Origin of the sequence: Bradyrhizobium sp. (assembly GCF_036735945.1) — a bacterium.
Taxonomy (GTDB): Bacteria; Pseudomonadota; Alphaproteobacteria; order Rhizobiales; family Xanthobacteraceae; genus Bradyrhizobium.
The window spans coordinates 1-22,399 of record NZ_DAINNI010000075.1 but is presented as its reverse complement, the minus strand read 5'-3'; the positions used below and the strand labels follow the sequence as shown (position 1 = coordinate 22,399).

General features: G+C 64.4%; 28 protein-coding genes. 17 read left to right on the top strand and 11 right to left on the bottom strand.

The features are described from left to right. Positions 1 to 268, top strand: a 268-nt coding sequence (rplS, locus tag V7E26_RS20755; protein ID WP_324419673.1) for a 50S ribosomal protein L19, incomplete at its 5' end; no start/stop codon positions are given. 122 nt (positions 269 to 390) lie between these two features. Here rplS and V7E26_RS20750 read toward each other — a convergent pair. Beyond that, positions 391 to 606: a hypothetical protein gene (locus V7E26_RS20750; RefSeq protein ID WP_324419671.1), complete on the bottom strand. Its 216-nt coding sequence runs from the start codon at positions 604 to 606 to the stop codon at positions 391 to 393. Between V7E26_RS20750 and leuC the strand changes: the two genes are divergently transcribed. After that, the gene (leuC, locus tag V7E26_RS20745; protein WP_324419669.1) at positions 605 to 2,011 is read left to right on the top strand and encodes a 3-isopropylmalate dehydratase large subunit; all 1,407 of its coding nucleotides are present in this window, start codon (positions 605 to 607) and stop codon (positions 2,009 to 2,011) included. The genes V7E26_RS20750 and leuC overlap by 2 nt on opposite strands. A gap of 103 nt (positions 2,012 to 2,114) precedes the next feature. Beyond that, complete coding sequence (locus tag V7E26_RS20740; RefSeq protein ID WP_324419667.1) at positions 2,115 to 2,315, top strand: hypothetical protein; 201 nt, start codon at positions 2,115 to 2,117, stop codon at positions 2,313 to 2,315. 62 nt (positions 2,316 to 2,377) lie between these two features. On the opposite strand, the gene V7E26_RS20735 is transcribed toward V7E26_RS20740, so the two are convergent. The 4 genes from V7E26_RS20735 to V7E26_RS20720 all read right to left on the bottom strand — a co-directional run bounded on the left by V7E26_RS20735 (position 2,378) and on the right by V7E26_RS20720 (position 4,408). Then, entirely contained in the window at positions 2,378 to 3,022 is a 645-nt protein-coding gene (locus V7E26_RS20735) for a hypothetical protein (RefSeq protein ID WP_324419665.1), read from the bottom strand. Between the two features lie 176 nt (positions 3,023 to 3,198). Next, positions 3,199 to 3,471 (bottom strand): hypothetical protein, encoded by a 273-nt coding sequence (locus V7E26_RS20730; RefSeq protein WP_324419664.1) that lies wholly within the window; start codon positions 3,469 to 3,471, stop codon positions 3,199 to 3,201. A 28-nt stretch (positions 3,472 to 3,499) separates the two neighbouring features. Continuing rightward, complete coding sequence (locus V7E26_RS20725) at positions 3,500 to 3,985, bottom strand: hypothetical protein (RefSeq protein WP_324419662.1); 486 nt, start codon at positions 3,983 to 3,985, stop codon at positions 3,500 to 3,502. A 99-nt stretch (positions 3,986 to 4,084) separates the two neighbouring features. Beyond that, entirely contained in the window at positions 4,085 to 4,408 is a 324-nt protein-coding gene (locus V7E26_RS20720) for a hypothetical protein (RefSeq protein WP_324419660.1), read from the bottom strand. 109 nt (positions 4,409 to 4,517) lie between these two features. Between V7E26_RS20720 and V7E26_RS20715 the strand changes: the two genes are divergently transcribed. The 5 genes from V7E26_RS20715 to V7E26_RS20695 all read left to right on the top strand — a co-directional run bounded on the left by V7E26_RS20715 (position 4,518) and on the right by V7E26_RS20695 (position 7,445). Continuing rightward, positions 4,518 to 4,916 (top strand): metallopeptidase family protein, encoded by a 399-nt coding sequence (locus V7E26_RS20715; protein ID WP_324419657.1) that lies wholly within the window; start codon positions 4,518 to 4,520, stop codon positions 4,914 to 4,916. 140 nt (positions 4,917 to 5,056) lie between these two features. After that, a complete protein-coding gene (gene leuD, locus V7E26_RS20710) occupies positions 5,057 to 5,662 on the top strand; it encodes a 3-isopropylmalate dehydratase small subunit (protein WP_324419655.1) in 606 nt (201 codons plus the stop codon). Positions 5,663 to 5,735: 73 nt separating this feature from the next. Continuing rightward, a complete protein-coding gene (locus tag V7E26_RS20705) occupies positions 5,736 to 6,524 on the top strand; it encodes a hypothetical protein (protein WP_324419653.1) in 789 nt (262 codons plus the stop codon). Positions 6,525 to 6,653: 129 nt separating this feature from the next. Next, positions 6,654 to 7,064 carry a hypothetical protein gene (locus V7E26_RS20700; RefSeq protein ID WP_324419651.1) on the top strand — a complete coding sequence of 137 codons (411 nt, stop codon included), beginning with the start codon at positions 6,654 to 6,656 and terminating at the stop codon, positions 7,062 to 7,064. Between the two features lie 27 nt (positions 7,065 to 7,091). Then, positions 7,092 to 7,445, top strand: coding sequence for a c-type cytochrome (locus V7E26_RS20695; protein WP_324419649.1), 354 nt, complete (start codon positions 7,092 to 7,094; stop codon positions 7,443 to 7,445). Here V7E26_RS20695 and V7E26_RS20690 read toward each other — a convergent pair. Next, positions 7,442 to 8,320: an HpcH/HpaI aldolase/citrate lyase family protein gene (locus V7E26_RS20690; RefSeq protein WP_324419647.1), complete on the bottom strand. Its 879-nt coding sequence runs from the start codon at positions 8,318 to 8,320 to the stop codon at positions 7,442 to 7,444. The genes V7E26_RS20695 and V7E26_RS20690 overlap by 4 nt on opposite strands. A 121-nt stretch (positions 8,321 to 8,441) precedes the next feature. On the opposite strand from V7E26_RS20690, the gene V7E26_RS20685 reads away from it, so the two are divergent. Next, the gene (locus V7E26_RS20685) at positions 8,442 to 9,089 is read left to right on the top strand and encodes a carbonic anhydrase (protein ID WP_324419645.1); all 648 of its coding nucleotides are present in this window, start codon (positions 8,442 to 8,444) and stop codon (positions 9,087 to 9,089) included. 57 nt (positions 9,090 to 9,146) lie between these two features. Here V7E26_RS20685 and V7E26_RS20680 read toward each other — a convergent pair whose 3' ends face one another. Continuing rightward, a complete protein-coding gene (locus V7E26_RS20680) occupies positions 9,147 to 10,181 on the bottom strand; it encodes an aspartate-semialdehyde dehydrogenase (RefSeq protein WP_324419644.1) in 1,035 nt (344 codons plus the stop codon). Between the two features lie 189 nt (positions 10,182 to 10,370). On the opposite strand from V7E26_RS20680, the gene V7E26_RS20675 reads away from it, so the two are divergent. Further along, a complete protein-coding gene (locus tag V7E26_RS20675) occupies positions 10,371 to 11,105 on the top strand; it encodes a hypothetical protein (protein WP_324419642.1) in 735 nt (244 codons plus the stop codon). Between the two features lie 223 nt (positions 11,106 to 11,328). Further along, complete coding sequence (locus tag V7E26_RS20670) at positions 11,329 to 11,715, top strand: hypothetical protein (RefSeq protein ID WP_324419640.1); 387 nt, start codon at positions 11,329 to 11,331, stop codon at positions 11,713 to 11,715. 53 nt (positions 11,716 to 11,768) lie between these two features. On the opposite strand, the gene V7E26_RS20665 is transcribed toward V7E26_RS20670, so the two are convergent. Then, on the bottom strand, positions 11,769 to 12,407 hold the full coding sequence (locus V7E26_RS20665) for a DapH/DapD/GlmU-related protein (protein ID WP_324419639.1): 639 nt from the start codon (positions 12,405 to 12,407) through the stop codon (positions 11,769 to 11,771). Positions 12,408 to 12,543: 136 nt separating this feature from the next. Then, complete coding sequence (gene leuB / locus V7E26_RS20660; protein WP_324419637.1) at positions 12,544 to 13,656, bottom strand: 3-isopropylmalate dehydrogenase; 1,113 nt, start codon at positions 13,654 to 13,656, stop codon at positions 12,544 to 12,546. A 232-nt stretch (positions 13,657 to 13,888) separates the two neighbouring features. Here leuB and V7E26_RS20655 point away from each other — a divergent pair, with 232 nt between their 5' ends. From V7E26_RS20655 to V7E26_RS20645, 3 genes are all read left to right on the top strand, one after another. Then, entirely contained in the window at positions 13,889 to 14,752 is an 864-nt protein-coding gene (locus V7E26_RS20655) for a DMT family transporter (RefSeq protein WP_324419635.1), read from the top strand. 132 nt (positions 14,753 to 14,884) lie between these two features. Further along, complete coding sequence (locus tag V7E26_RS20650; protein ID WP_324419675.1) at positions 14,885 to 16,027, top strand: YbfB/YjiJ family MFS transporter; 1,143 nt, start codon at positions 14,885 to 14,887, stop codon at positions 16,025 to 16,027. Positions 16,028 to 16,157: 130 nt separating this feature from the next. Then, positions 16,158 to 17,816 carry a tetratricopeptide repeat protein gene (locus V7E26_RS20645; RefSeq protein ID WP_324419633.1) on the top strand — a complete coding sequence of 553 codons (1,659 nt, stop codon included), beginning with the start codon at positions 16,158 to 16,160 and terminating at the stop codon, positions 17,814 to 17,816. Between the two features lie 4 nt (positions 17,817 to 17,820). Here V7E26_RS20645 and V7E26_RS20640 read toward each other — a convergent pair whose 3' ends face one another. Continuing rightward, a complete protein-coding gene (locus V7E26_RS20640) occupies positions 17,821 to 19,017 on the bottom strand; it encodes an MFS transporter (RefSeq protein ID WP_324419631.1) in 1,197 nt (398 codons plus the stop codon). Between the two features lie 311 nt (positions 19,018 to 19,328). Between V7E26_RS20640 and V7E26_RS20635 the strand changes: the two genes are divergently transcribed. The 3 genes from V7E26_RS20635 (at position 19,329) to V7E26_RS20625 (ending at position 21,995) form a co-directional block, all read left to right on the top strand. Next, complete coding sequence (locus tag V7E26_RS20635) at positions 19,329 to 20,537, top strand: ABC transporter substrate-binding protein (protein ID WP_324419629.1); 1,209 nt, start codon at positions 19,329 to 19,331, stop codon at positions 20,535 to 20,537. A 224-nt stretch (positions 20,538 to 20,761) separates the two neighbouring features. Next, on the top strand, positions 20,762 to 21,736 hold the full coding sequence (locus V7E26_RS20630) for a Bug family tripartite tricarboxylate transporter substrate binding protein (RefSeq protein ID WP_324419627.1): 975 nt from the start codon (positions 20,762 to 20,764) through the stop codon (positions 21,734 to 21,736). Positions 21,737 to 21,818: 82 nt separating this feature from the next. Beyond that, a complete protein-coding gene (locus tag V7E26_RS20625; RefSeq protein WP_324419625.1) occupies positions 21,819 to 21,995 on the top strand; it encodes a hypothetical protein in 177 nt (58 codons plus the stop codon). A 54-nt stretch (positions 21,996 to 22,049) separates the two neighbouring features. Here the strand turns inward: V7E26_RS20625 and V7E26_RS20620 are convergent. Then, positions 22,050 to 22,399, bottom strand: a 350-nt coding sequence (locus V7E26_RS20620) for a molybdopterin-dependent oxidoreductase (RefSeq protein WP_324419623.1), incomplete at its 5' end; no start/stop codon positions are given.

Genomic DNA, 22,399 nt, shown 5'->3' with positions numbered 1-22,399 from the left:
AGGCGAGCGCACCCGCGTGCAGGCCTATGAAGGCGTCTGCATCGGCCGTTCCGGCGGCGGGCTCAACGAGAGCTTCACCGTCCGCAAGATTTCCTACGGCGAAGGCGTCGAACGCGTGTTCCCCGTGATGTCGCCGATGATCGACTCGATCAAGGTGGTGCGCCGCGGCAAGGTGCGTCGCGCCAAGCTGTATTACCTGCGCAGCCTGCGCGGCAAGTCGGCCCGCATCGTCGAGAAGCAGGACCGCGCCGCCGCCGTCGGCGAGTGATTCCATCCTCCTTCCGGATGTGACCAAAAGCGCGGGCCCAACCCCGCGCTTTTTTGTTGAGCCATACCTATCTGAGTAATGCCCCGCCCAATCGATTGATTGTGGCGGCCGCGGGCCCTGTGTTAGAAAATCAGAATGGTTCTAGATCGCACCAGCGCCGCCCAGAGGATCGTCATCGACGATCGCTCGCGCCTGCCCGGCCGCTTCTTCGGGCGGTTCACGACGTCGGCCACGTCGGAGCTTACGCGCGCAGCTTGATGCTGCGCGGACGTCCGGTGCCGGCGCGTGTTCCGCGCCTTATCGCTCACACAGAATTTGATTTTGGAGCTGACGCTCATGTCCAAACCGACCACGCTGTACGACAAGATCTGGAACGACCATCTGGTGCACGAAGCCGAGGACGGCACCTGCCTGCTCTATATCGACCGCCATCTGGTGCACGAGGTGACCTCGCCACAGGCGTTCGAAGGCCTGCGCGCCTCAGGCCGCAAGGTGCACGCGCCGGAGAAGACGCTCGCCGTCGTCGATCACAACATCCCGACCACCGACCGCTCGAAGCCGAATCCCGATCCTGAGAGCATCGAGCAGATGCGGGTGATGGCGGAGAACGCCAAGGAGTTCGGCATCGAATATTACAACGAGTTCGACAAGCGCCAGGGCATCGTGCACGTGATCGGCCCCGAGCAGGGCTTTACCCTGCCAGGCACCACCATCGTGTGCGGTGACAGCCACACCTCGACCCATGGCGCGTTCGGCGCGCTGGCGCACGGCATCGGCACGTCGGAAGTCGAACACGTTCTGGCGACGCAGACGCTGATCCAGAAGAAGGCGAAGAACATGCGCGCGGTGGTCGACGGCAAGTTGCCCGACGGCGTCACCGGCAAGGACATCATCCTCGCCATCATCGGCGAAATCGGCACCGCCGGCGGCACCGGCTATGTGCTGGAATATGCCGGCGATGCGATCCGCGCGCTGACGATGGAAGGCCGCATGACGGTCTGCAACATGTCGATCGAAGGCGGCGCCCGCGCCGGCCTGGTCGCGCCGGACGAGAAGGCGTTCGAATTCCTCAAGGGTCGCCCGAAATCGCCGAAGGGCGCCGACTGGGACGCCGCGATGCGTTACTGGGAAAAGCTGCGCTCCGATGACGGCGCGCATTTCGACCACGAGCTCCGGCTGGACGCCGCGAAGCTGCCGCCGATCGTGACCTGGGGCACCTCGCCCGAGGACGTGGTGTCGATCTCGGGCCTGGTGCCCGACCCCGACAAGATCGCGGACGAGGCCAAGCGGCTGTCCAAGCACCGCGCGCTGAAATATATGGGCCTCACTGCGGGAACGAAGATCACCGACATCAAGCTCGACCGCGTCTTCATCGGCTCCTGCACCAACGGCCGCATCGAAGACCTGCGGGCGGTGGCGAAGATCGCCGAGGGCAAGACCGTCAACGCCAACGTCAACGCGATGATCGTGCCGGGCTCCGGCATCGTGAAGGAGCAGGCGGAAGCCGAAGGCCTCGACAAGATCTTCATCAAGGCCGGCTTCGAATGGCGCGAGCCGGGCTGCTCGATGTGCCTTGCCATGAACCCGGACAAGCTGAAGCCGGAAGAGCGCTGCGCCTCGACCTCGAACCGCAACTTTGAGGGCCGTCAGGGCTTCAAGGGCCGCACCCACCTGGTCTCGCCGGCCATGGCTGCAGCAGCCGCGATCGCCGGGCATTTCGTCGACGTCCGGGAATGGCGGTAACGGCTGCTTTGCCTAGATTGCGAGGCGTTATCTCAACGCCACGTTAACAGGCAACGCGCAGAATAGTCCCTCGCGAAGCTGTTTTCGCGAGGGACCTTTGGCCGTGACCGACAAGCCTGAATTCGTCGATATGATCAGCGAGGCGACCAAGCAGGTGCGCCGTCGCACGGGGCCGCGTATCGTCGACCTCCAGACCACCGCGACCAAGGAAACCTCGCGCCTCGGCCATTGGCCGCCCGAGCACTGGCATCAGTGGCGGATGGAGAAGCTCATGCCGTGGAAGATCAAGCCCTGGGAGACCTAGGCTGGGATGCCCGGGACAAGCCCGGGCATGACGAAGTGCGAGACGCTTCACTCCATCAGATCTCACCAATAGCGATACGGGGACCCGTAGTATCGAACGCGCCAGTGGTGACGATACCATGGACGGTATCTGCAGATCTTCCGCGGCCCGTAATAGGTCCAGACGACGCGGCAGTAGCGATGCCGGTAGCCGTAATAGTAGCCCGGATAGCCGTAGTAGCGCGGCGCGTAGAACCGGCGGTGGAAGTGATGCCGGCGATAGAAGTGCGGCCGGTGATAGACGGAACGATATCCGTAGCGCATGCCGCCGCCACGATAGATCGGCACGGCGCGAAAGCCGCCGCCACGATGAATGGCAAGGCCGCCGCCCCGGAACCCGCCGCCATGGAATGCGGCGCCGCCGCCTCTGAAGCCACCGCCGTGGAAACCGCCGCCGCGGAAGCCGCCGCCTCCACCATGGAAACCGCCGCCTCCGCCACCACGGAAGCCGCCACCTCCGCCGCCACGGAAGCCGCCGCCTCCGCCGCCGCCATGACGGACTTCGGTCGCAACACCATCGGTTGCAAATTTTACGGACGGAACCGTACCGGGACTCGCAAGCGAGAGCGCCTCGGCGCGCTCGCCTGATGCCGCCGCAAACGCAAACAGCGCCGCAGCCGTAACGCCCAGACGGCGGACAAGTCCGCGTCCAGGATCGGATATCGCCATGGATGGATCCTCCCTCGCCGCGACGGCACGCCCGCAGCCGCTCTGCGGCTGGTCTCCGTCGCGTTCATTTGCGGTGTCGCGCCCGAAGGTTACGCTAGCGACAGCGACGTGAACGCGCCATGAATGCGCATGCCCGCTTGATGAATGAATGATGGCGCATTGCATCTCGCATCTCATCACCAGTGCGGACCGAATCCGATGCCGAATGTGAACGGCGCCGGCGAAGTGTAGGGATACGGTCGATAGTAGACCGGCCGCGCGTAGTAATAGGGACGATAATACGAACGATAGGTGCGACGGTGATGGCGGTGCGCGCTGAAATCAGTGGCGTCGGACGTGCCGGCGGCTTGCGCCCTTGCTCGCGGTGCCGCGCCAGCAGCGCCGATCGCGCCCTGCGCGGCGATCGCGAGCGCGCCTGCGACAAGGGCTGCAGAGATCAAACCCCTCATGATGCATTCCTCTTGGACGATCCTGACGTCAGGGATTACTGACAGCGATCTCGCCGGTTTCAAGGCGATGGCATGAATCAAAACAGGCCCGCAGTGCGGGCCTGTTCGAAGGCTGCGCCAGATTGCCGCGCTCACCAGCGGTGATGGTGGCGGCGATGATGGTGGTGGTGATGGTGACGATGATGATGCCGGTGCCACCGATGATGGTGATGGTGGTGATGATGGCGCCGCCAGTGAACTTCCGTCGTCGCCAGCCGGGCATCTTCCTGAACGGCCGCCGCGGCGCCGGGATTGCTGAGCGAAAGCGCGTTGGCGCGCTCGGCGGGCGCAGCGAGAACGAGTAGCGCGCCGATCGCAGCCAATCCCAGAACTTTGGTGAATTGCATGAAATCTCTCCTTCGAATGTCACGTCAGCGCCGAACGGCTCGCCGCAACGTTGCACGCAATCTGCGACTTGCGATTTGAATGAGTCCTGAATGAACACGCCACGAACATGAACGGATGGTGGCTGCAATTCGCCGCAATCCTTGCGCGCGCCAGAACACTGTTGCGAGCCGCCGCGCTGTCCTGTTCGCTTCAGGAGATGCGTGAGAGAATTCGAGCGGAAGGAAACCTAGCCCGGTCGCCAGTAGCAATTCATGCGCGGGGTGATCACCGTGCCGCTCGGCCGATACTCCTGCACATAATGTGCGGTGCAATCGCGCACGGCGTTGGGCCCGGGATAGTAGCGCGGGTAGACACTGGGCGCCCACTCCTGGCTATAGATCGGTACGCGTCGCAGGGGGCGCCGGCGCTGGGCGGAGATATCAGTGACATCAGGTTGCGGCGCCTGCGCGATCCGCAGTTCCGGCGCTGCCGTCTGGGCCTGCGCCGCCGCGCCCGGCAGCACGAGCCCGGCAAGAGCAGCCCAGGCTGCAACCGTCACAATCCGTTTCATGTAAGCCCACCCACGCCTGATAGCGACCGCACGGTCTCCGATTGGAGCGCCAAGGTCAACTCGCAAAACCATAATGCGCGCGAGGATAACACACGCTAAATACGTCCTGATGTGGACCCAAGCAAAAGCCCCCTCGCTCGCCGAAATGGAAGCCATGGCCCATGAGGTGTTCGAGCGCCTACCAAAGACCTTTCGCACCCTGTGCGAGGGCGTGATCATCCGCGTCGACGATTTTCCGACCGACGAGGTTCTGGACGAGATGCAGGCGCAAAGCGAGTTCGACCTGCTCGGCCTATTCCAGGGCATCGGCCTGCCGCAACAGAGCCACGGTGATGTCGCCCGCCTGCCCAACATGATCTGGCTCTATCGGCGGCCGATCCTGGACTACTGGGCCGAGCACGAGGAAACGCTCGGCCATATCGTCCGCCATGTCCTGATCCACGAGATCGGGCACCATTTCGGCCTGTCGGACGCCGACATGGAGGCGATCGAGGCGGCCGCGGGCTAAGCCGTCTGCCGCGAACCGGCGGCCTGGTCGTCCGAAACGCGCCAGAACAGGCGCCCTATGCGTAAATTGGCCTTTTGCCGGGCCGATATTCGCGATAAATCACCGGCCCGTCCCACCTTTTCAACCGGGAAGTGCGATCGATGGAAAAGTTCACCACACTGGAAGGCGTAGCTGCCCCCCTGAAGATCATCAATGTCGACACCGACATGATCATTCCGAAGCAGTACCTGAAGACCATCAAGCGCACCGGCCTTGGCAAGGGGCTTTTCTCGGAACAGCGCTACAAGGACGACGGCAGCGAGAACCCGGACTTCGTGCTCAACCAGTCCGCCTATCGCAACGCCAGGGTGCTGGTCGCCGGCGATAATTTCGGCTGCGGCTCGAGCCGCGAGCACGCGCCGTGGGCGCTGCTCGATTTCGGCATCCGCTGCGTGATCTCGACCTCGTTCGGCGACATCTTCTACAACAACTGCTTCAAGAACGGCATCCTGCCGATCCGGGTCAGCCAGGAAGACCTCGACAAGCTGTTCGATGACGCCGAGCGCGGCGCCAACGCGACGCTGACCATCGATCTCGCCAACCAGGAGATCCGCGGTCCCGACGGCGGCAAGGTGAAGTTCGAGATCGATCCGTTCCGCAAGCACTGCCTGATGAACGGCCTCGACGACATTGGCCTCACCATGGAAAAGAAATCGTCGATCGACGATTACGAGGCAAAGCTGAAGAAGGAGCGCGCCTGGGCCTGATTGTCCCGCCCGGTCGTGTTAGGAGAGCTCCGATCAAATCGGGGCTCTTTTTCCATGTGCGGGGGTGACACGAATGCGGCCTGAGGTCGTCACGTTCTGGCATGGCCCGCTCGACGGGCTGCGGCTGACCTGCCTGCGCTCGCAGGTCGCCGCCGGCCACAAGGTCACCGTCTATAGTTTCGATCCGCTGCCCGGCCTGCCCGATGGCGTCGGCAATGCAGAGGCGGAGGCAATCCTGCCGCATTCCTTTGCCGAGCGGCTGCGCCCGCCGCAACCGGATGGCAGCTGGCGCGACTGGACCATCCTGCAATTCAGCGATTTCTTCCGAATGCGCCTGATGGCCGAGCGCGCCGGGCTGTGGCTCGACGCCGACGTGCTGCTGCTGAAGCCGATCGAGATCGATCCGGCAAACCCCTACTTCGCCTGGGAACGCCGCCGCCAGCTCGGCAACTCCGTGCTGTACCTGCCGGTGAACGATCCGATCGTGCGCGCGTTCGAGGATCTGATCGAGCAGGAGGATCTGATGCCGGACTGGCTGGCGCTGCGCCATCGCCTCACCTTCATGCTGCGCCAGCTCCGCCGCCGGTCGAGCCGCCTCTCCGACATCCGCGTCGCGATCTACGGCCCCGCCGCACTCACCGCGCTCGCGCGCCGCTCGAACCAGCTGCGGCATGCGCTGCCTAGGCATTCCTTCTACGCGGTGCATGCCGAGCCAAGACTGTTCTTCGAGCCGGCGGATTTTTCAGGCCTGCTTGCCGATCCCAACATCGTCGGCCTCCACATCTCGCCCAAGGGCCGCGGCGGCGAGAAGCCCCTTCCGGGCAGTCTCTATGCCTGGGCGGCGGAGAGGTTCGGCGGATAGCCCCCTCCCCTGGACGCGAGGGTGAAATCGATCGCCCGTCCTCTCGCCCCCGAATTTGATCCAGCGCAACGACCTCCCGCCGATTTGAGGGCATTTTGGCCCATCGGAGCACCCCAAGGGAGCCGTGCCATGACCGTTCAGGAAACGCCCAATTCTTCCGTCAGCCGCATGGTCGACATCTTTGCCGAATGGCTGAAGCACCGCCGCGAGCTGCGGGAAATGCGCGAGATGGACGCCGCCAATTTTGGGCAGATTGCGAGCGACCTGCGGATGTCGTCCGCCGATCTCGAGGCGCTGGTTCGCCAGGGGCCGCACGCGGCCGATGAGCTGCCGAAGATGCTTGCGGCACTCGGTATCGATCAGGATGCCTTGGCGCGCACCGAGCCGCTCGTGCTGCGCGACATGGAGCGCGTCTGTTCGATGTGCATTCACAAGCGCCAGTGCGACCGCGATCTCGCCGCCGGCAGCGCCGCTGCGCATTATGAGGAATATTGCGGCAACGCGCCGACGATCGACGGTTTGAGCCAGCGGCAGCCGTAGGAAAAACCGCGCCAGGAGTTGCCGGCAATGGCGCGTTCCGTCTGGTTTCAGGTCGCGATCGCAGTTCTCGGCGCGCTTGCCGTGCTGCTGTTCGTCCGGCTGCACAATGCAAGCGGCGCGCCTCTGCCGTCGGAAGGCGTCACGGCCGGCCATCGTCTTGCTGAGGCTTGGTGCAAGGATTGTCACGCGATCGAGGCCAATACCGCCGGCACAAGGGGGCGCCCGACGGATTTCGTTGCCATCGCCAACCGGCTATCGACGACGGCGCTATCGCTGAAAGTATTTTTCAAGACCAGCCATCGGCGGATGCCCAATCTCATCATCACGCCTGAACAGGCCGACGACCTCTCCAGCTATATCCTGAGCCTCAGGCGGGATTAGCCCCCCATCGCCGCGATCGCGTCGGCAATCGCAATCGTCCGCCGCGCCATGTCGGCATGCAGCCGCTCGACCATCCGGCCATCGAGCTGAATCGCGCCGCGGGCCGCATTTTCCGGCCTTTCGAACGCCGCGATGATCTTGCGCGCCTGCTCGACCTCTTCCGCCGGCGGCGTGAAGATCGCGTTGCAGGCCTCGATGTGGCTCGGATGGATCAGCGTCTTGCCGTCGAAGCCGAGATCGCGGCCCTGCGCGCATTCGGTCGCGAAGCCGTCGATATTGGCGATGTCGCTGTAGGGACCATCGAGAATTTCAAGCCCGTGCGCGCGCGTCGCCAGGACGCAATGCGTGATCATCGGGATCATCGCCGCGCGGCCCGGCTGCATCCGGATCCGCGTCTCCCGCGAGATATCGTTGGGCCCGAACACGAAGCCCGCAAGGCGCGTCTCGGAATCCCGTGACGCCGCCGCCAGCTTGTCGGCGTCGAGCACCGCGCGCGCGGTTTCGATCATCGCCCAGACCCGGATCGACATGTCGGCGTTGATGTCGCTGAGGCGGTTGGCGATCGCGTTCAAATCGCCGACCGTGGAGATCTTGGGAACCAGGATGCCGTCGGGGCGAACCTTGCCGGCCATGGTGACGTCCTCGACCCACCAGGGTGTATCGAGGCTGTTGACCCGGATCAGCACCTCGCGCTTGCCGAACCCGCCTGCCGTGACCGCCTTGGCGATCTGGTCGCGGGCCGTCGCCTTGGCGTCGGGCGCCACCGAATCCTCAAGGTCGAGAATGATGCCGTCGGCGGGCAGGCTGCGGGCCTTTTCCAGCGCTCGCGCGTTGGACCCCGGCATGAACAACAGGCTGCGGCGCGGACGGGTCATGAGCAGGTTCCTCCGGGGTGGTCGTACCCTCGCCCTAACATTTCAAACCGGGGTCCGGAAGCCTTGTTCCCGTCACCGGCCTATGGTTAGGCATGCCCCAGCAAAAAAAGGCACAGACATCATGGCATCGTCATTTCCGAAACATCTGCTCGAAGGCTACCGGGCCTTCACCTCACAGCGGCTGCCGACCGAACAGTCGCGCTACCGGGAACTTTCCGAACGCGGCCAGTCGCCGGCCGTCATGGTGATCGGCTGCTGCGATTCCCGCGTCTCGCCCGAAGTGATTTTTGACGCCGGCCCGGGCGAACTGTTCGTGGTACGCAACGTCGCCAATCTGGTCCCGGTCTATCAGCCCGACAGCGGCGCGCACGGCGTCTCGGCGGCGCTGGAATACGCCGTCAGCGTGCTCCGCATCAAGCACATCGTGGTGCTCGGCCACGCCCAGTGCGGCGGCATCCGCGCCTTCATCGACAAGATCGATCCGCTGTCGCCGGGAGATTTCATCGGCCGCTGGATGGCGATGTTCATCAAGCCGGGCGAGGTCGTCGAACAGCGCGAGCGTGAGACGATGCAGGATTTCACCGTCAGGATCGAGAAGGCCGCGGTCTTCCGCTCGCTCGAGAACCTGATGACGTTCCCGTTCGTGCGAGCCCGCGTCGAGAGCGGCGAAATGCAGTTGCACGGCGCCTATTTCGGCGTCGCCGAGGGCTCGCTGTTCGTGCTCGACAAGACGACGAAGGAGTTTCAGGGCGTGAAGGGCAGCGAATAGCGAATGGCAAGTAGCCAATAGGAAGAGTTCTATTCGCTAATCCCTATTCGCCGAGACTCACGCTGCCTTCTGCTTCGCGCTGATCAGCTTGCGGTTGATCAGGCATTCGGCGATCTGCACGGCGTTCAGCGCGGCGCCCTTGCGCAGATTGTCGGAGACGCACCACAGCGCGAGACCGTTCTCCACCGTCGCATCCTCGCGGATACGGCTGATATAGGTCGCGTCCTCGCCGGCTGCCTCGTAGGGCGTGACATAGCCGCCGGGCTCATGCTTGTCGATCACAAGGCAGCCCGGCGCGTTGCGCAGGATGTTGCGGGCTTCGTCGGCGGTGATCGGATTCTCGAACTCGATGTTGACGGCTTCGGAATGGCCGACGAACACCGGCACGCGCACGCAGGTAGCGGAGAGCTTGATCTTGGGATCAAGGATCTTCTTGGTCTCCGCCATCATCTTCCACTCTTCCTTGGTGTAGCCGTCCTCCATGAACACGTCGATCTCGGGGATGACGTTGAAGGCGATACGCTTGGGGAATTTCTTGTTGATCAGCTCGTCATTGGTGTAGACCGCCTTGGTCTGCGAAAACAGTTCGTCCATCGCATCCTTGCCGGCGCCGGACACCGACTGGTAGGTCGCGACCACCACACGCTTGATGGTGGCCTTGTCGTGCAGCGGCTTCAGCGCCACCACGAGTTGCGCGGTAGAGCAGTTCGGGTTGGCGATGATATTCTTCTTGGCAAAGCCCGCGGTCGCGTCCGCGTTCACTTCCGGCACGATCAGCGGCACGTCCGGGTCCATCCGGAAGGCCGACGAATTGTCGATCACGACGGCGCCGGCGGCGCCGATCTTCGGCGACCATTCCTTCGACACCGCTCCGCCCGCCGACATCAGGCAGATGTCGATGTCGGAGAAGTCGTAATGCTCGAGCGCCTTGACCTTCAGGGTGCGGTCGCCATAGGACACCTCGACGCCGACGCTGCGGCGCGAGGCCAGCACCACGACCTCGTCGGCGGGGAATTTGCGCTCGTCGAGAATGTTGAGCATTTCGCGCCCGACATTGCCGGTCGCACCGACGACAGCGACTTTGTAACCCATCGTTCACTCTCCGACGAAAAATGCCGCCCCGCCGCCTGAAGCGGAAAGGGGGAAGGCAGCGCTTCTATGCGAGAAACGCCGATATGACAACGTGTGACGGTTGCGTTTGGACGTTTGATGCATTCGTTTCCGGCCAGAACGGCCAGTTTCCAATATAGGGCGAGAATTCACCCGGCGTTGGCAAACCTCATGAACGAGGTCTGCGGCACGCTGGCCCGGCTCTGTGCCTACCTGATGGTGCTGGCGCTGATGGCCATTTGCGGTATCGCGCTATGGCAGCATTTGCCTGATGTCACGTCACAGGTTCCGGAGCCGTCGAGCAAAGCCTGGAGCGCGGCCGCGCGCACGGCGCCGGCGTTCGCCGTGAGCCAATTCATTTTCCCAGACAAGACAGAGGCTTACGAAATCCTTCGGCACCCGGACGGCGGCCGCAAGGACGTCTTCCACTGGAGCGGCGGCGGCACGCCGGTCGCCGAACTCGAAATCTACCGCCCTGGCGAGGAAGTCGACCAGATCGGCTCGGCTGCCGGCTATCTCGCCGCGCGAATGGACCCGGCCGGCGTGCGCGAGACCGAGGCCGCCGGGATCATCGACAGCAAGTTCGGCGCGGTGACGCTGTTTCGCCGGGTCGGCGGCACGGAGGCCGCCCGGGCCTGCCTGCGATTTTACAAACACCTCGATGAACCGAAATTCCGGCTCTCCGGCTGGTCATGCCTTGGCGAGGATGTCCCGGCCCGCCGCGGCGCGATCTCCTGCTTGCTGAACCGGCTGGTCCTGCTGGCGGCCGGCCATGACGCGAAACTGGCGCAGCTATTCGCCCAGGCCGAGCTCCGGCGCAGCGATTGCGGCGCGTCCGGCGCGCCGGCCCTGTCGGCCGATTGGGTGATGGTCACAGACAATCCACGGCTGCGCGGCGCGCTTTAGTCGCTGCTTCCCGGCGGCTGGCTTTCGCCGCCCCTGACGATTGTGGCGACAAGCGGCCAAGACACTGGTTTTCATGAAACTTTCTCGCTTCGCACCGCATTATTCCGGCACGGTGTGGCGCAATTGACCTAGCGACGATGGCCGCCCCGTGACTACAATGCCGGCAGACCGATTTGGCGATGCGCCAGGGCCCCCATCGGGGGTAGATAATGACGAGGATGCGATGACCCGAAAATTCCCTGCTGCGAGCAAGCTCGCGACCTTGCTTGCTGCGGCTGCCCTCGTCTCCGCCGGCGCCACCGCCGCCAGCGCCCAGTCCAAGCAGCAGCGATATGACCGGGATGGCCGGCCCTATTATGGTGCGAGCGGTCCCAACCGGGTGTACCAGCAGGGCCCGCGCACCCGCGTCTACGTTACCACCCGCTCCTGGCTCGACGCCGGCACCGAGGTGCTGCCGGGCGACCGCAAATTCCAGGACTACGCCTTCCCGCCGGCGATCGGTTACCCCTCGTTCGCGCGCGAAAATCTCAACCGCCCGATCGACCGCCAGCCGCTCAACCCGCCGTCCGACATGGGCGGCTATCCGTCGCGGATCCCGCTGCCATATTGATAGCGGCGACCACCTGACGACAAAATGCCCGGCCAGGACCGGGCATTTTTTATTCAGCCTGAGAACGCCGAATCATAGCGCTTGCAAAACTCTTCGATCGCCTCGGAACGGAAATCGTTCAGGCGCTCGAAGATGATCTCATCCGGCCAATCCCACCAGGCGATGCGGCGCAGGCTTTCGGCGACGGCGTCGGAGAAACGGCTCCGGATCGGACGAGCAGGAACGCCGCCAACGACGGTGTAGGGCGGCACGTCGCGGCTGACGACCGCGCCGGCGGCAATGACCGCACCATCGCCGACGGTCACGCCCGGCAGGAGGATGGCGGCGTGCCCGATCCAGCAATCATTGCCGACGATGACCCGGTCGCCTCGACGACCTGCGAAGAAATCGCGATCGCGCGTTGCCGTGGCCTCATAATATTCCGGCACGCAGGTGAAGCGATGCTGGGACGCGCGGCCCATCGGGTGGTTCGGCGCGCCGATCCGGACCGAGTTGGCGATGGCCGTGAACTTTCCGATCGCGGCATCGGCGACGTCGCAATTCTCCCCGAGATAGGAGTAGTCGCCGAGCGAAGCATATTCGATGCGGGTGTTGCATAAGACCTCGCAACGCCGGCCGATGTCAGCTTCCCGCAGCCGCACCGTTTCGTGGACGACAGTTTCCCCGATCTTCGGCCGATGCGATCCGTCCATGAAACGGGCTCTAATGACTTTCCGTGTCGCCAGGATGAAGGCGTAGCCCGGATGGAGCAAGGCGCAATCCGGGAATCCAACCGTGCGAGACAGACCCGGATTTCGCTTCGCTCCATCCGGGCTACGTCTCCACGTTCTAAGCGTGCAGCTTCTGCAGCTCCTTCAGGATCGCCTCGCCCATTTGCGTGGTTGAGGCCGCCGTCGTGCCTTCCGACTTGATGTCAGCGGTACGAAGGCCGCTCGCCAGCACGGCCGCGATCGCAGCATCCACCTTGTCGGCGAGGTCGCCCATGTCGAAGGAATAGCGCAGCGCCATTCCGAACGAGGAGATCATCGCGATCGGATTGGCGAGGCCTTGGCCTGCGATATCGGGTGCGGAGCCGTGCACCGGCTCGAACAGCGAGCGGCGCTTTCTGGTCTTGGCGTCGACCTCGCCGAGCGAAGCCGAGGGCAGCATGCCGAGCGAGCCGGTCAGCATCGCGGCGATATCGGACAGCATGTCGCCGAACAGATTGTCTGTCACGATGACGTCGAACTGCTTCGGCGCCTTGACCAGCATCATGCCGCCGGAATCCGCGAGCTGATGCTCCAGCGTCACGTCCTTGTATTCGCGCGCATGCACCTGGGTCATGACCTCGTTCCAGAGCACGCCCGACTTCATGACGTTGCGCTTTTCCATCGAGGTCACCTTGTTGCGGCGCTTGCGCGCCAGGTCGAAGGCGACGCGGCCGATGCGCTCGATCTCATAGGTGTCGTAGACCTGGGTATCGACGGCGCGCTTCTGGCCGTTGCCGAGATCGGTGATCGTCTTCGGTTCGCCGAAATAGACGCCGCCGGTCAGTTCGCGCACGATCATGATGTCGAGACCTTCGACCGCCTCGCGCTTCAGGCTCGACGCATCCGCCAGCGCCGGGTAGCAGACGGCAGGCCGCAGATTGGCGAACAGGCCGAGATCCTTGCGCAGCCGCAGCAGGCCGGCTTCGGGCCGTACCTCGTACGGAACGCTGTCCCACTTCGGGCCACCGACCGCGCCGAAGATGATGGCGTCCGCAGCCAGGGCCTTCGCCATGTCGCCTTCGCTGATCGAGACCTTGTGCGCGTCGTAGGCTGAACCGCCGACCAGGCCCTGCTCGGTCTCGAAGGACGCAATCCCCTGCTTGTTCAGCCAGTCGATCACGCGCTGCACCTCGCCCATCACTTCGGGGCCGATGCCGTCGCCGGGGAGAAGCAGCAGTTTGTGGGTCGCCATGGTTGGTCCTTGCCAGGTTCGTCATTCCGGGACGGCGCCGCGCGCCGGACCCGGAATCCAGAGGTTGGATGCAACGAGATTCCGGGTTCTCGGCTTCGCCGAGCCCCGGAATGACGGGTCGGGCGGAGTGCTAAAGCCCCTGAAGCGGATTGGCAAGGCACCGCAGACAGGCCAAAAGGGCGGGGAACGAGCAGCCCGCGAGCCCCCTCAAGAAGGCACCAAGACGGACCTCATGACGTTAGCTGTCATCTACGCCTTCGCTTCGGCGGGGTTTCTCGGCGCCGGGGTCGTTCTGGCGCAACTGGGGCTACGGACCGTCGAACCGCTGTCGGGGGCGGCGATCAGCGTCCCCACCTTCACCATCCTGTTCCTGCTGCTGTCGCCGCTGATCCTGCAGGGCGAGCCGGTGGTCTGGTCCGGCCTGCCGATTTTCATCGCCATCGGCCTGTTCTTTCCGGCCTCGCTGACCTTGCTGACCTTTGCCTCGAACCGGGCGCTGGGGCCGGTGATCACCTCCACGCTCGGCAACCTCGCGCCGCTGTTCGCGGTGGCGATGGCGGTGATCCTGCTGCACGAGCCGCTGCATTCGCCGCAGTTGCTGGGTCTGGTCGTGGCGGTGGCGGGGGCCGCCATCATCACCGTGACCCGCCCGCGCGACCTCGGCCACTGGCGAAGCTGGGCGCTGTTGCTGCCGCTCGCCGGCGCGCTGATCCGCGGCGTGATCCCGCCGATCGTCAAGCTCGGGCTCGCCGTGTGGCCGAGCCCGCTGTGGGCCTGCCTGGTCGGCTATGTCACGTCGTCGCTGATGCTGCTGACGGTCCAGCGCATCCGCAAAGGCAGCTTCGTCGTGGACGCGCCCCGCGCCGGCCTGTTCTGGTTCGCCCTGACCGGGATCAGCAACGGCTTGAGCGCACTCACGCTGTTCGCCGCGGTCCGCAACGGTCCGATCACGCTGGTGGCCCCGCTCGCCGCCATTTATCCGCTGGTCACGGTGGCGCTCAGCGCCGTCATGCTCCGCCACGTCGCGATTACCGCGCGGATCGTGGCCGGAACCGCGCTGACCGTGCTCGGCGTCGTGCTGGTGCTGATCGGCTGATGCGGGATTGGCAAGACACCTTTGCGGCGGCGGGACCTGTGCAAGCGAAGCTGCGACTGCCAAGATAGCGGCGTGCCGGAGTTTTAAGTGCGATCCCCAGACGTATCAAAGCTCTATCCGCATCCCGCGCGGATGATCCTCATCCTGTCGCTGGCGCCGACCGTCGGTCTTGGCATCGGCCGCTTTGCCTATGCGCTGGTGCTGCCTGACATGCGCGAGACGCTGCTGTGGTCGTATTCCGCAGCCGGCTTCATGAACACGGTCAACGCTGCCGGCTATCTCGCCGGCGCGCTGTTCGCCGCGCGGATGATCCGGCGTTTCGGCATGGTCGCATCGGTGCGGTGGGGCACGCTGGCCTGCGTGCTGTCGCTGGCGCTCTGCGCGCTGTCAGGCAATTTCTACGTCCTGACTTTTGCGCGGCTTCTGGCCGGGGTAGGTGCCGCGGCAGGGTTTGTCGGCGGCGGCACGCTGGCCGCCACGATCGCGCAGTCGCGGCCTGAGCGCGCGAACTTCCTGCTCAGCCTGTTCTATGCCGGCCCCGGGATCGGCATCCTCGCCTCCGGACTGGTCGCGCCGTTCGTGCTGCAGGGCTTTGGGCCGGGTTCATGGTGGATCGTGTGGTGGGCGATGACGGCGCTTGGCGTCATCATGACCATTCCGGTGCTGCTCACGCCCCTCCATGACGGCCCGACCGCCACAGCGACGGCATCGGCGAAATTCGCCGTCGCGCCTGTCGTGATCTATCTCGCCGGCTACTTCCTGTTCGGCGCCGGCTATATCGCCTACATGACCTTCATGATCGCCTATGTCCGCGATGCCGGCGGCGCCGCCGCGGCGCAAAGCGCGTTCTGGAGCCTGATCGGCGTCAGCGCGTTCGTAACGCCCTGGGCCTGGCGGCGCGTGCTCGCGCTCGATCGCGGCGGCCTCGCCACCACCATCATTCTCGGCGTCAACGCGGTCGGCGCGGCGCTGCCGATCTTCGGGCAATCGGCATGGCTGCTGGCGCTGTCGGCGCTGGTGTTCGGCGTCGCCTTCTTCGCGGTGGTCGGCTCCACCACGGCCTTCGTGCGCTTCAACTACCCGCCGCAGGCCTGGCCGACCGCGATTGCGGCGATGACGATTTCCTTCGGTATCGGCCAGACGCTCGGCCCAATCGCGATCGGCGCGATCACGGACGCGGTCGGCAGTCTGTCGTTCGCGCTCAACGTCTCGGCGGCGATGCTGGCGCTGGGCGCGGTGCTCTCGGCGTTTCAGCGCAAGGTGCAAAGAGCCTGATTCCAGCCGCCACGATCACAATCGCGTGCGGCAGTTTGCGGCCTCGCGTGCCGCAGCCTTGTGATAAGGTGCCGGCACGGCACGATACGCAAGCATCACAAACGCGAAGCGATCATGGAGGTGCAGGGGCATGACCTATTTCGATCTCGGTCCATACAGCCGCAATATCACCACCTCATCGCCGGACGCGCAGATTTGGTTCGACCGCGGCCTCAACTGGCTGTTCGGCTTCAACCACTATGAGGCGATCAAGTGCTTCCAGAAAGCGCTGAAGCATGATCCGGAATGCGCGATGGCGCATTGGGGCATCAGCTATGCCTCGGGGCCCAACTACAACCTGCCCTGGGTTCGCTATGACCCGCTGGGACGGCAGATGGCGCTGTCGGCGTCGTATGACGCCATGCAGGCCGCGCTGTCGCATGCCGCAAAGGCAAGCCCGGTCGAACGGGCGATGATCAAGGCCCTGACCGCGCGCTATCCCCAGCGCGAAGCGATCGAGGACATGTCGCCCTGGGACAAGGCCTACACCAAGGAGATGCGCAAGATCTTCGCCACCTATCCCGACGATCTCGAAGTCCGCGCTGTATTCGCTGAATCGCTCATGAACGAAACGCCCTGGCAGATGTGGGACCTGCCTTCCGGCAAGCCTGCCGAGGGCGCCGGCACCGAGGAATGCAGGGCCGCGCTGGAGTACGCGCTGGAGCGAATTCCGGCGGCATGGGATCACCCGGGCCTGCTGCATCTCTATGTCCACCTGATGGAGATGTCGCCGTTCCCGCAGCGCGCGCTGCGCGCCGGCGACCGGCTGCGCGACATCGTCCCGGACTCCGGCCACCTCATCCACATGCCGACGCATCTCGACGTGCTGTGCGGGCACTACAGGGACGTGCTGGTCTACAACCAGAAGGCGCTGGCGACCGACCGCAGGTTCCTCGCCTATTCGGACGATCCCGGCGTCTACCTCGTCTACGTCATTCACAACTTCCACTTCGCGATCTACGGCGCGATGTTCCTCGGCCAGTACACGCCCGCCATCGCAGCCGCCGAAGAACTGATCGCGACGATCCCCGAGGCGGTGCTACGCATTCAGTCGCCGCCGATGGCGGATTTTCTCGAGGGCTACCTGACGATGAAGCAGCACGTGCTCGTGCGCTTCGGCAAATGGCGCGAAATCATCGCACAGGAACTGCCGAAAGACCGCGAGCTCTACTGCTCGAATTTTGCCATGATCCACTATGCCAAGGCGGTCGCCCATTCGGCGCTCGGCAATGTCGCCGAAGCGGAAATCGAGAAAGTCCTGTTCATGGCGGCGAAGATGCAGGTGCCCGAGAGCCGCCGTGTCCATAACAACAAGATCGTCTACCTGCTTGATGTCGCCGAAGCGATGCTGGACGGCGAGCTGGAATATCGAAAAGGCCACTTCGATGCCGCCTTCGCGCATTTGCGCAGATCGGTCGAACTCAGCGACAACCTGCCCTATGACGAGCCGTGGGGATGGATGCAGCCGCCGCGCCACGCGCTCGGCGCGCTGCTGCTCGAGCAGGGACGGATCGAGGAAGCCGAGGCGGTCTACCGCTCCGATCTCGGCCTCGACGGCAGACTGAGCCGCGCCTGCCAGCACCCCGATAATCTCTGGTCGCTGCACGGTCTGCACGAATGCCTGGTCCGCCGCGGCGAAAAGGCCGAGGCGGCGCTGATCAAGCAGCGGCTCGACCTGGCGCAGGCGCGGGCGGAGATTCCGATCAAGGCATCCTGCTTCTGCCGGCGGATGGATTTGGCGGCGGCGTAGGAGATCAGATCTCCTTCCACCAGCGCCAGGTCGCGGCCAGGGCCAGCAGGCCCAGAACGCCGGTCACGGCCATGGCGTTGTGAGAGCCGATACGGTCTGCGAGCCAGCCCAGCCACAGGAAGCCGATCGGACCGGTGCCGATGCAGACGGTCAGGACGCCGAGGATGCGCGAGCGCATTTCCGGCGGCGAGGCAAGATAGACCAGGGTCGCCTGCATCGTCGCAAATCCGGCGCCGCCCAACCCGGTCAGCAGCAATGCCGCACCCGCCAGCACCGGGCTTTGCGCCAGCGCGAAGACCACCACCATGATCAGGTAGCAGACGACGCCGCACATATAGGTCCGGCCGTACCATCTCGGGATCAGCCATAACGCCACCGAGAGCGCGCCGACGAACGCGCCGATCCCGTCCATGGTCGCCAGCAGGCCCACGCCCTCCGGGCCCAGATGCAGTCGGTCGCGGCCGATGACAGGGATCATGCTGGTGAAGGGCCAGGCGAAGATATTGTAGATCACGGTGACCACCAGCACGCCGATGAGCCGTTTGTCGGTGCGCACCAAAGCGAGCCCCTCGCCGATCCGCGCCAGCACGGCGCCGGAGCCCGCAGCGCGAGGAATGCGCGAGCGGACGGTGAGAACCGCCCATAGCGCGGTGCAATACATCAGCACGCTCAGAATAAACGCGCCCTGGATGCCGGTCCCGGCGAGCAGGAATCCGCCGACGGCGGGGCCGACCATACGGCTTGCATTGTTGGCGCCGACGTCCAGCGACATCGCGGTGCCCATCTTCTCGCGGCCGACGACCTCACCGATCATCACGCGGCGCACCGGGTTGTCGGTGCACCAGCCGCACCCATTGATGAAGCTGGCGAATGCGAGATGCCAGATCTCGAGCTGTCCGATCCGGTCGAGAACGGCGAGGACTGCAGAGCTGCCGCTCATCAGCAGCACGACGATGAGGAGAGTCCAGCGGCGATCAAATCGTTCCGCGAGCGCGCCGAGAAACACTCCGAACAGACCCATCGGAAGCAGGCGGAGCATGGTCATCATCGAGACCACAAACGCCGAATCGGTGCGCTGGTAGACGACAATCCCGACCGCGACGGTTTCCACCCAGCGCACCGTGGCGACGATCAGGCCGACATACCACAAACGCCAGAAGTCCGGTGCCTCGATCATCCGCCGGAACGGCGAGTTGCCCACGCGATCGCTTCCTCTCTGGGAACGGCTTTTTTCTTGTGTCTGCACTAATGGATGCGCGCTCGGGACAGAACAAGCCCTTTCCACCGGAGGAGTTATGAGCATGAGCCCTGACAGGTTTACTCGTCGCGCATGGCCTCGAACAATGTCGGCGCGAACAGACTTGATATCGTCCAGTTCATGCTGCGGTGCCGCGCTGATGCACCGAGCGGAGGTGAAAGCCAGCGCCCCGCTTTCCAGCGATACGCTTCCCCTGTAGCATCATGCCAAGGCGGCCGGCATCAAGCGGCCGCCACTTCAAGGGGAGGGATTTCATGCGTCGCAACATTGTCGCCGCGCTCGCGCTCCTGTGGGGAGCGGGGTTGACCGCATCCGCGCTCGCGCAGCAACCGGTCAAGCTCGGTGTCCTCAACGACCAGACGGGACTGTACGCGGATCTCAGCGGCATGGGCTCGGTCCACGCCGCGCGCATGGCGGTCGAGGATTTCGGCGGCAAGGTGCTGGGCCGGCCGATCGAGGTCATCTTCGCCGACCACCAGAACAAGCCCGACATCGGCGCCAACATCGCGCGGCAATGGATCGAGACCGAGGGCGTCACGCTCATCCTCGACGTGCCCAATTCGGCCGTGGGGCTCGCCGTGCGCGAGGTGACGCGCACCCACGACGCCGTCGACATCAACACCGGCGCCGCCACGTCGGATCTCACCGGAAAAGCCTGCTCGCCGCACGGCGTGCACTGGAGCTTCGACACCTACGGACTGGCGGCGACGATCGGCCAGGCGCTGGTGAAGCAGGGCGGCGATAGCTGGTTCTTCATCACCGCCGATTACGCCTTCGGGCACGCCCTTGAGAAAGACACCTCGGCGTTCGTGACGGCCGCCGGCGGCAAGGTGGTGGGGGCCGTGCGCCATCCGCTCAATACCGCCGACTTCTCGTCCTTCCTGCTGCAGGCGCAGGCCTCGAAGGCGAAGATCGTCGCGCTCTCCAACGCCGGCGGCGACACTATCAACGCGATCAAGCAGGCGGGTGAATTCGGCCTCGGCCGCAAGGGCGACCAGCGCGTGGCGGCGCTCCTGCTGCAGTTTCCCGACACCCACGCCCTTGGCCTCGAAGCGGCGCAGGGCCTGACCGCGAGCGAGACCTTCTTCTGGGACCTCGACGACGCGACCCGCGCCTGGACCAAACGCCTCGTCGCGCGCAACAGCGGCAAGCCGCCGAGCATGATCCATGCCGGGACCTACGGGGCGACGTTGCATTACCTCAAGGCGGTGGCGGCGGCCGGCACCACCGATGCGACCAAGGTCGTCGCCAAGATGAAGGAACTGCCGATCGACGACTTCTACACCAAGGGCACGGTGCGCGAGGATGGACGCGTGATGCGGCCTTATTATCTGCTGCAGGTGAAGAAGCCCTCGGAATCCAAATACCAGTTCGATTATCTCAAGCTCCTGGCCACGGTGCCGGCCGAGCAGGCGGCGCGGCCGCTGAGCGAGAGCGCCTGCCCGATGGTGAAGAAGGGCTGAGGCCGGTCGCAGCGACGGCCGGACCAGAGCGGTTCGGGAATGAGCGGACACGCGGCGCGGGCGGATTCGGTTTCCGCTCGTGACCGCGGCTGTGTGAAAACGCCGCACCAAGGCTTCTAGCGGACGCGGTTCACTGTGCCACAATGCGAGGCGGCGCTTTCTGCGCTCGGCCCTCGCGGCCCGACCATCGACAAGAAAATATCAACGAAAACGAAGGGCTGGAAATGAAGAAGCTGACGCGGCGAACGTTCGTGACCGGTTCGGCGGCGCTGTTGTGCGCGCCATCCGAAAAGGCCGGGGCGCAGTCCTCGTGGCCGGCACGACCGGTGCTACCATATCCGGCCGGCGGCCAGACCGACGGCATTGCACGGGCGTTCGGCGACTATCTCGCGCGGCAGGTGGGAAAGCCGGTCATCATCGAGAACAAGGCCGGTGCTGGTGGCGTCATCGGGGTGACGGAAGCGAAACGCGCAGAACCGGACGGCACCACCATCCTGTGCACGATTTCTTCGTCGCTTATCCAGAACCGCGTCACCGTGAAGGACCTCCCATACGATCCCGAAAAGGACTTCGTCTATCTGACGATGGTCAGCGGCATCGGCACCCCGGTTGTCGTGGCGAAGAAGACGGGAGCGACCAACCTTCGCGAGTTCATTGAGTACGGAAAGAAGGTTGGCAGCCTGAACTGGGGATCGTATGGCGTGGGTTCGACACCGCACGTCCTCATCGAGACGATCGCGAAGCAATACGGCATCAAGTTTCAGGTCATCCAGTATCGCGGCGAAGCGCCGATGTGGAACGACGTCGCGGGGCAGACGCTGGATGGCGCCGGAGGAAGCTATGCCGCGGCGGCGCCTGTCATCCAGGCGGGCACCGGAATCCTGATCGCCGTCGCAGGCGGCCGCCTGCCGCCGTACCCGGACACACCCACAATGACTGAGCAGGGCGCGGTTGGCGATTCCTATGACATGCGCGCCTTTACCGCCTTCGCCGTGCCGTCAGGTACGCCGCAGGAGATAGTCCAGCGGCTCTCGGCGACGCTGATCCAGGCCGGAGCCGATCCCAAGGTCCAGCAGATGCTGAACAACTTTCTGCTGACTGCCCCGGCCGATTTTGAAACGACGGCTCGTATCTTCAAGCGCGACAGCGACGGGATGCTGCGCATCCTGCGCGATCTCGGCGTCAAACCGTCGGAGTAATCACCTGGCGGTCGACCGAAAGGTTCCGTGCATATTTTCCGGCGAGAGGTAGAATGCAGGATCGCAATCGGGAGAAGCAGCCATGAAGGCGCTTGAGACGTTCGCGATCTATGTAACGCCCTTTCTGATTCTCGGGCTCGTGGCGAAGCTGTTGTTGCGGCGCCATGCAGTCGATCTGACAGATGTTCAGGGGCAAGCCGGACCAAAGCGTGGGCCGCGCAAGGTTTTCCTTCTGGGAAGTTGGCGCACCGAAAAATAGCACGCGGCCGCGCGGCTTGTTTCAGCGCGTCGAACGCGCCTGGTCCGCACGCCTTCAGCTACCGCTGAACGAATTATAGCCCTGATCCTCCCAGAAGCCGCCCTTGTAGTCGTTGGTGACTTCCATCGAGATCACGTATTTCGGATTCTTGAAGCCGAGCTTTGTCGGCACCCGTATCTTCATCGGATAGCCGTAGGCGCGCGGCAGGATCTCGTCGCCGAACTTGAAGGTCATCTGGGTCTGCGCATGCAGCGCGGTCGCCATGTCGAGCGGTGAATTGTAGCCGTCCTTGTCGGCGCACTGGAACCAGACATATTTCGCGCGCGTATCGGCGCCGATCAGATTCAGAAAATCGCGCAGCGGCGTGCCGGTCCAGCTTCCGATCGCGCTCCAGCCCTCGACGC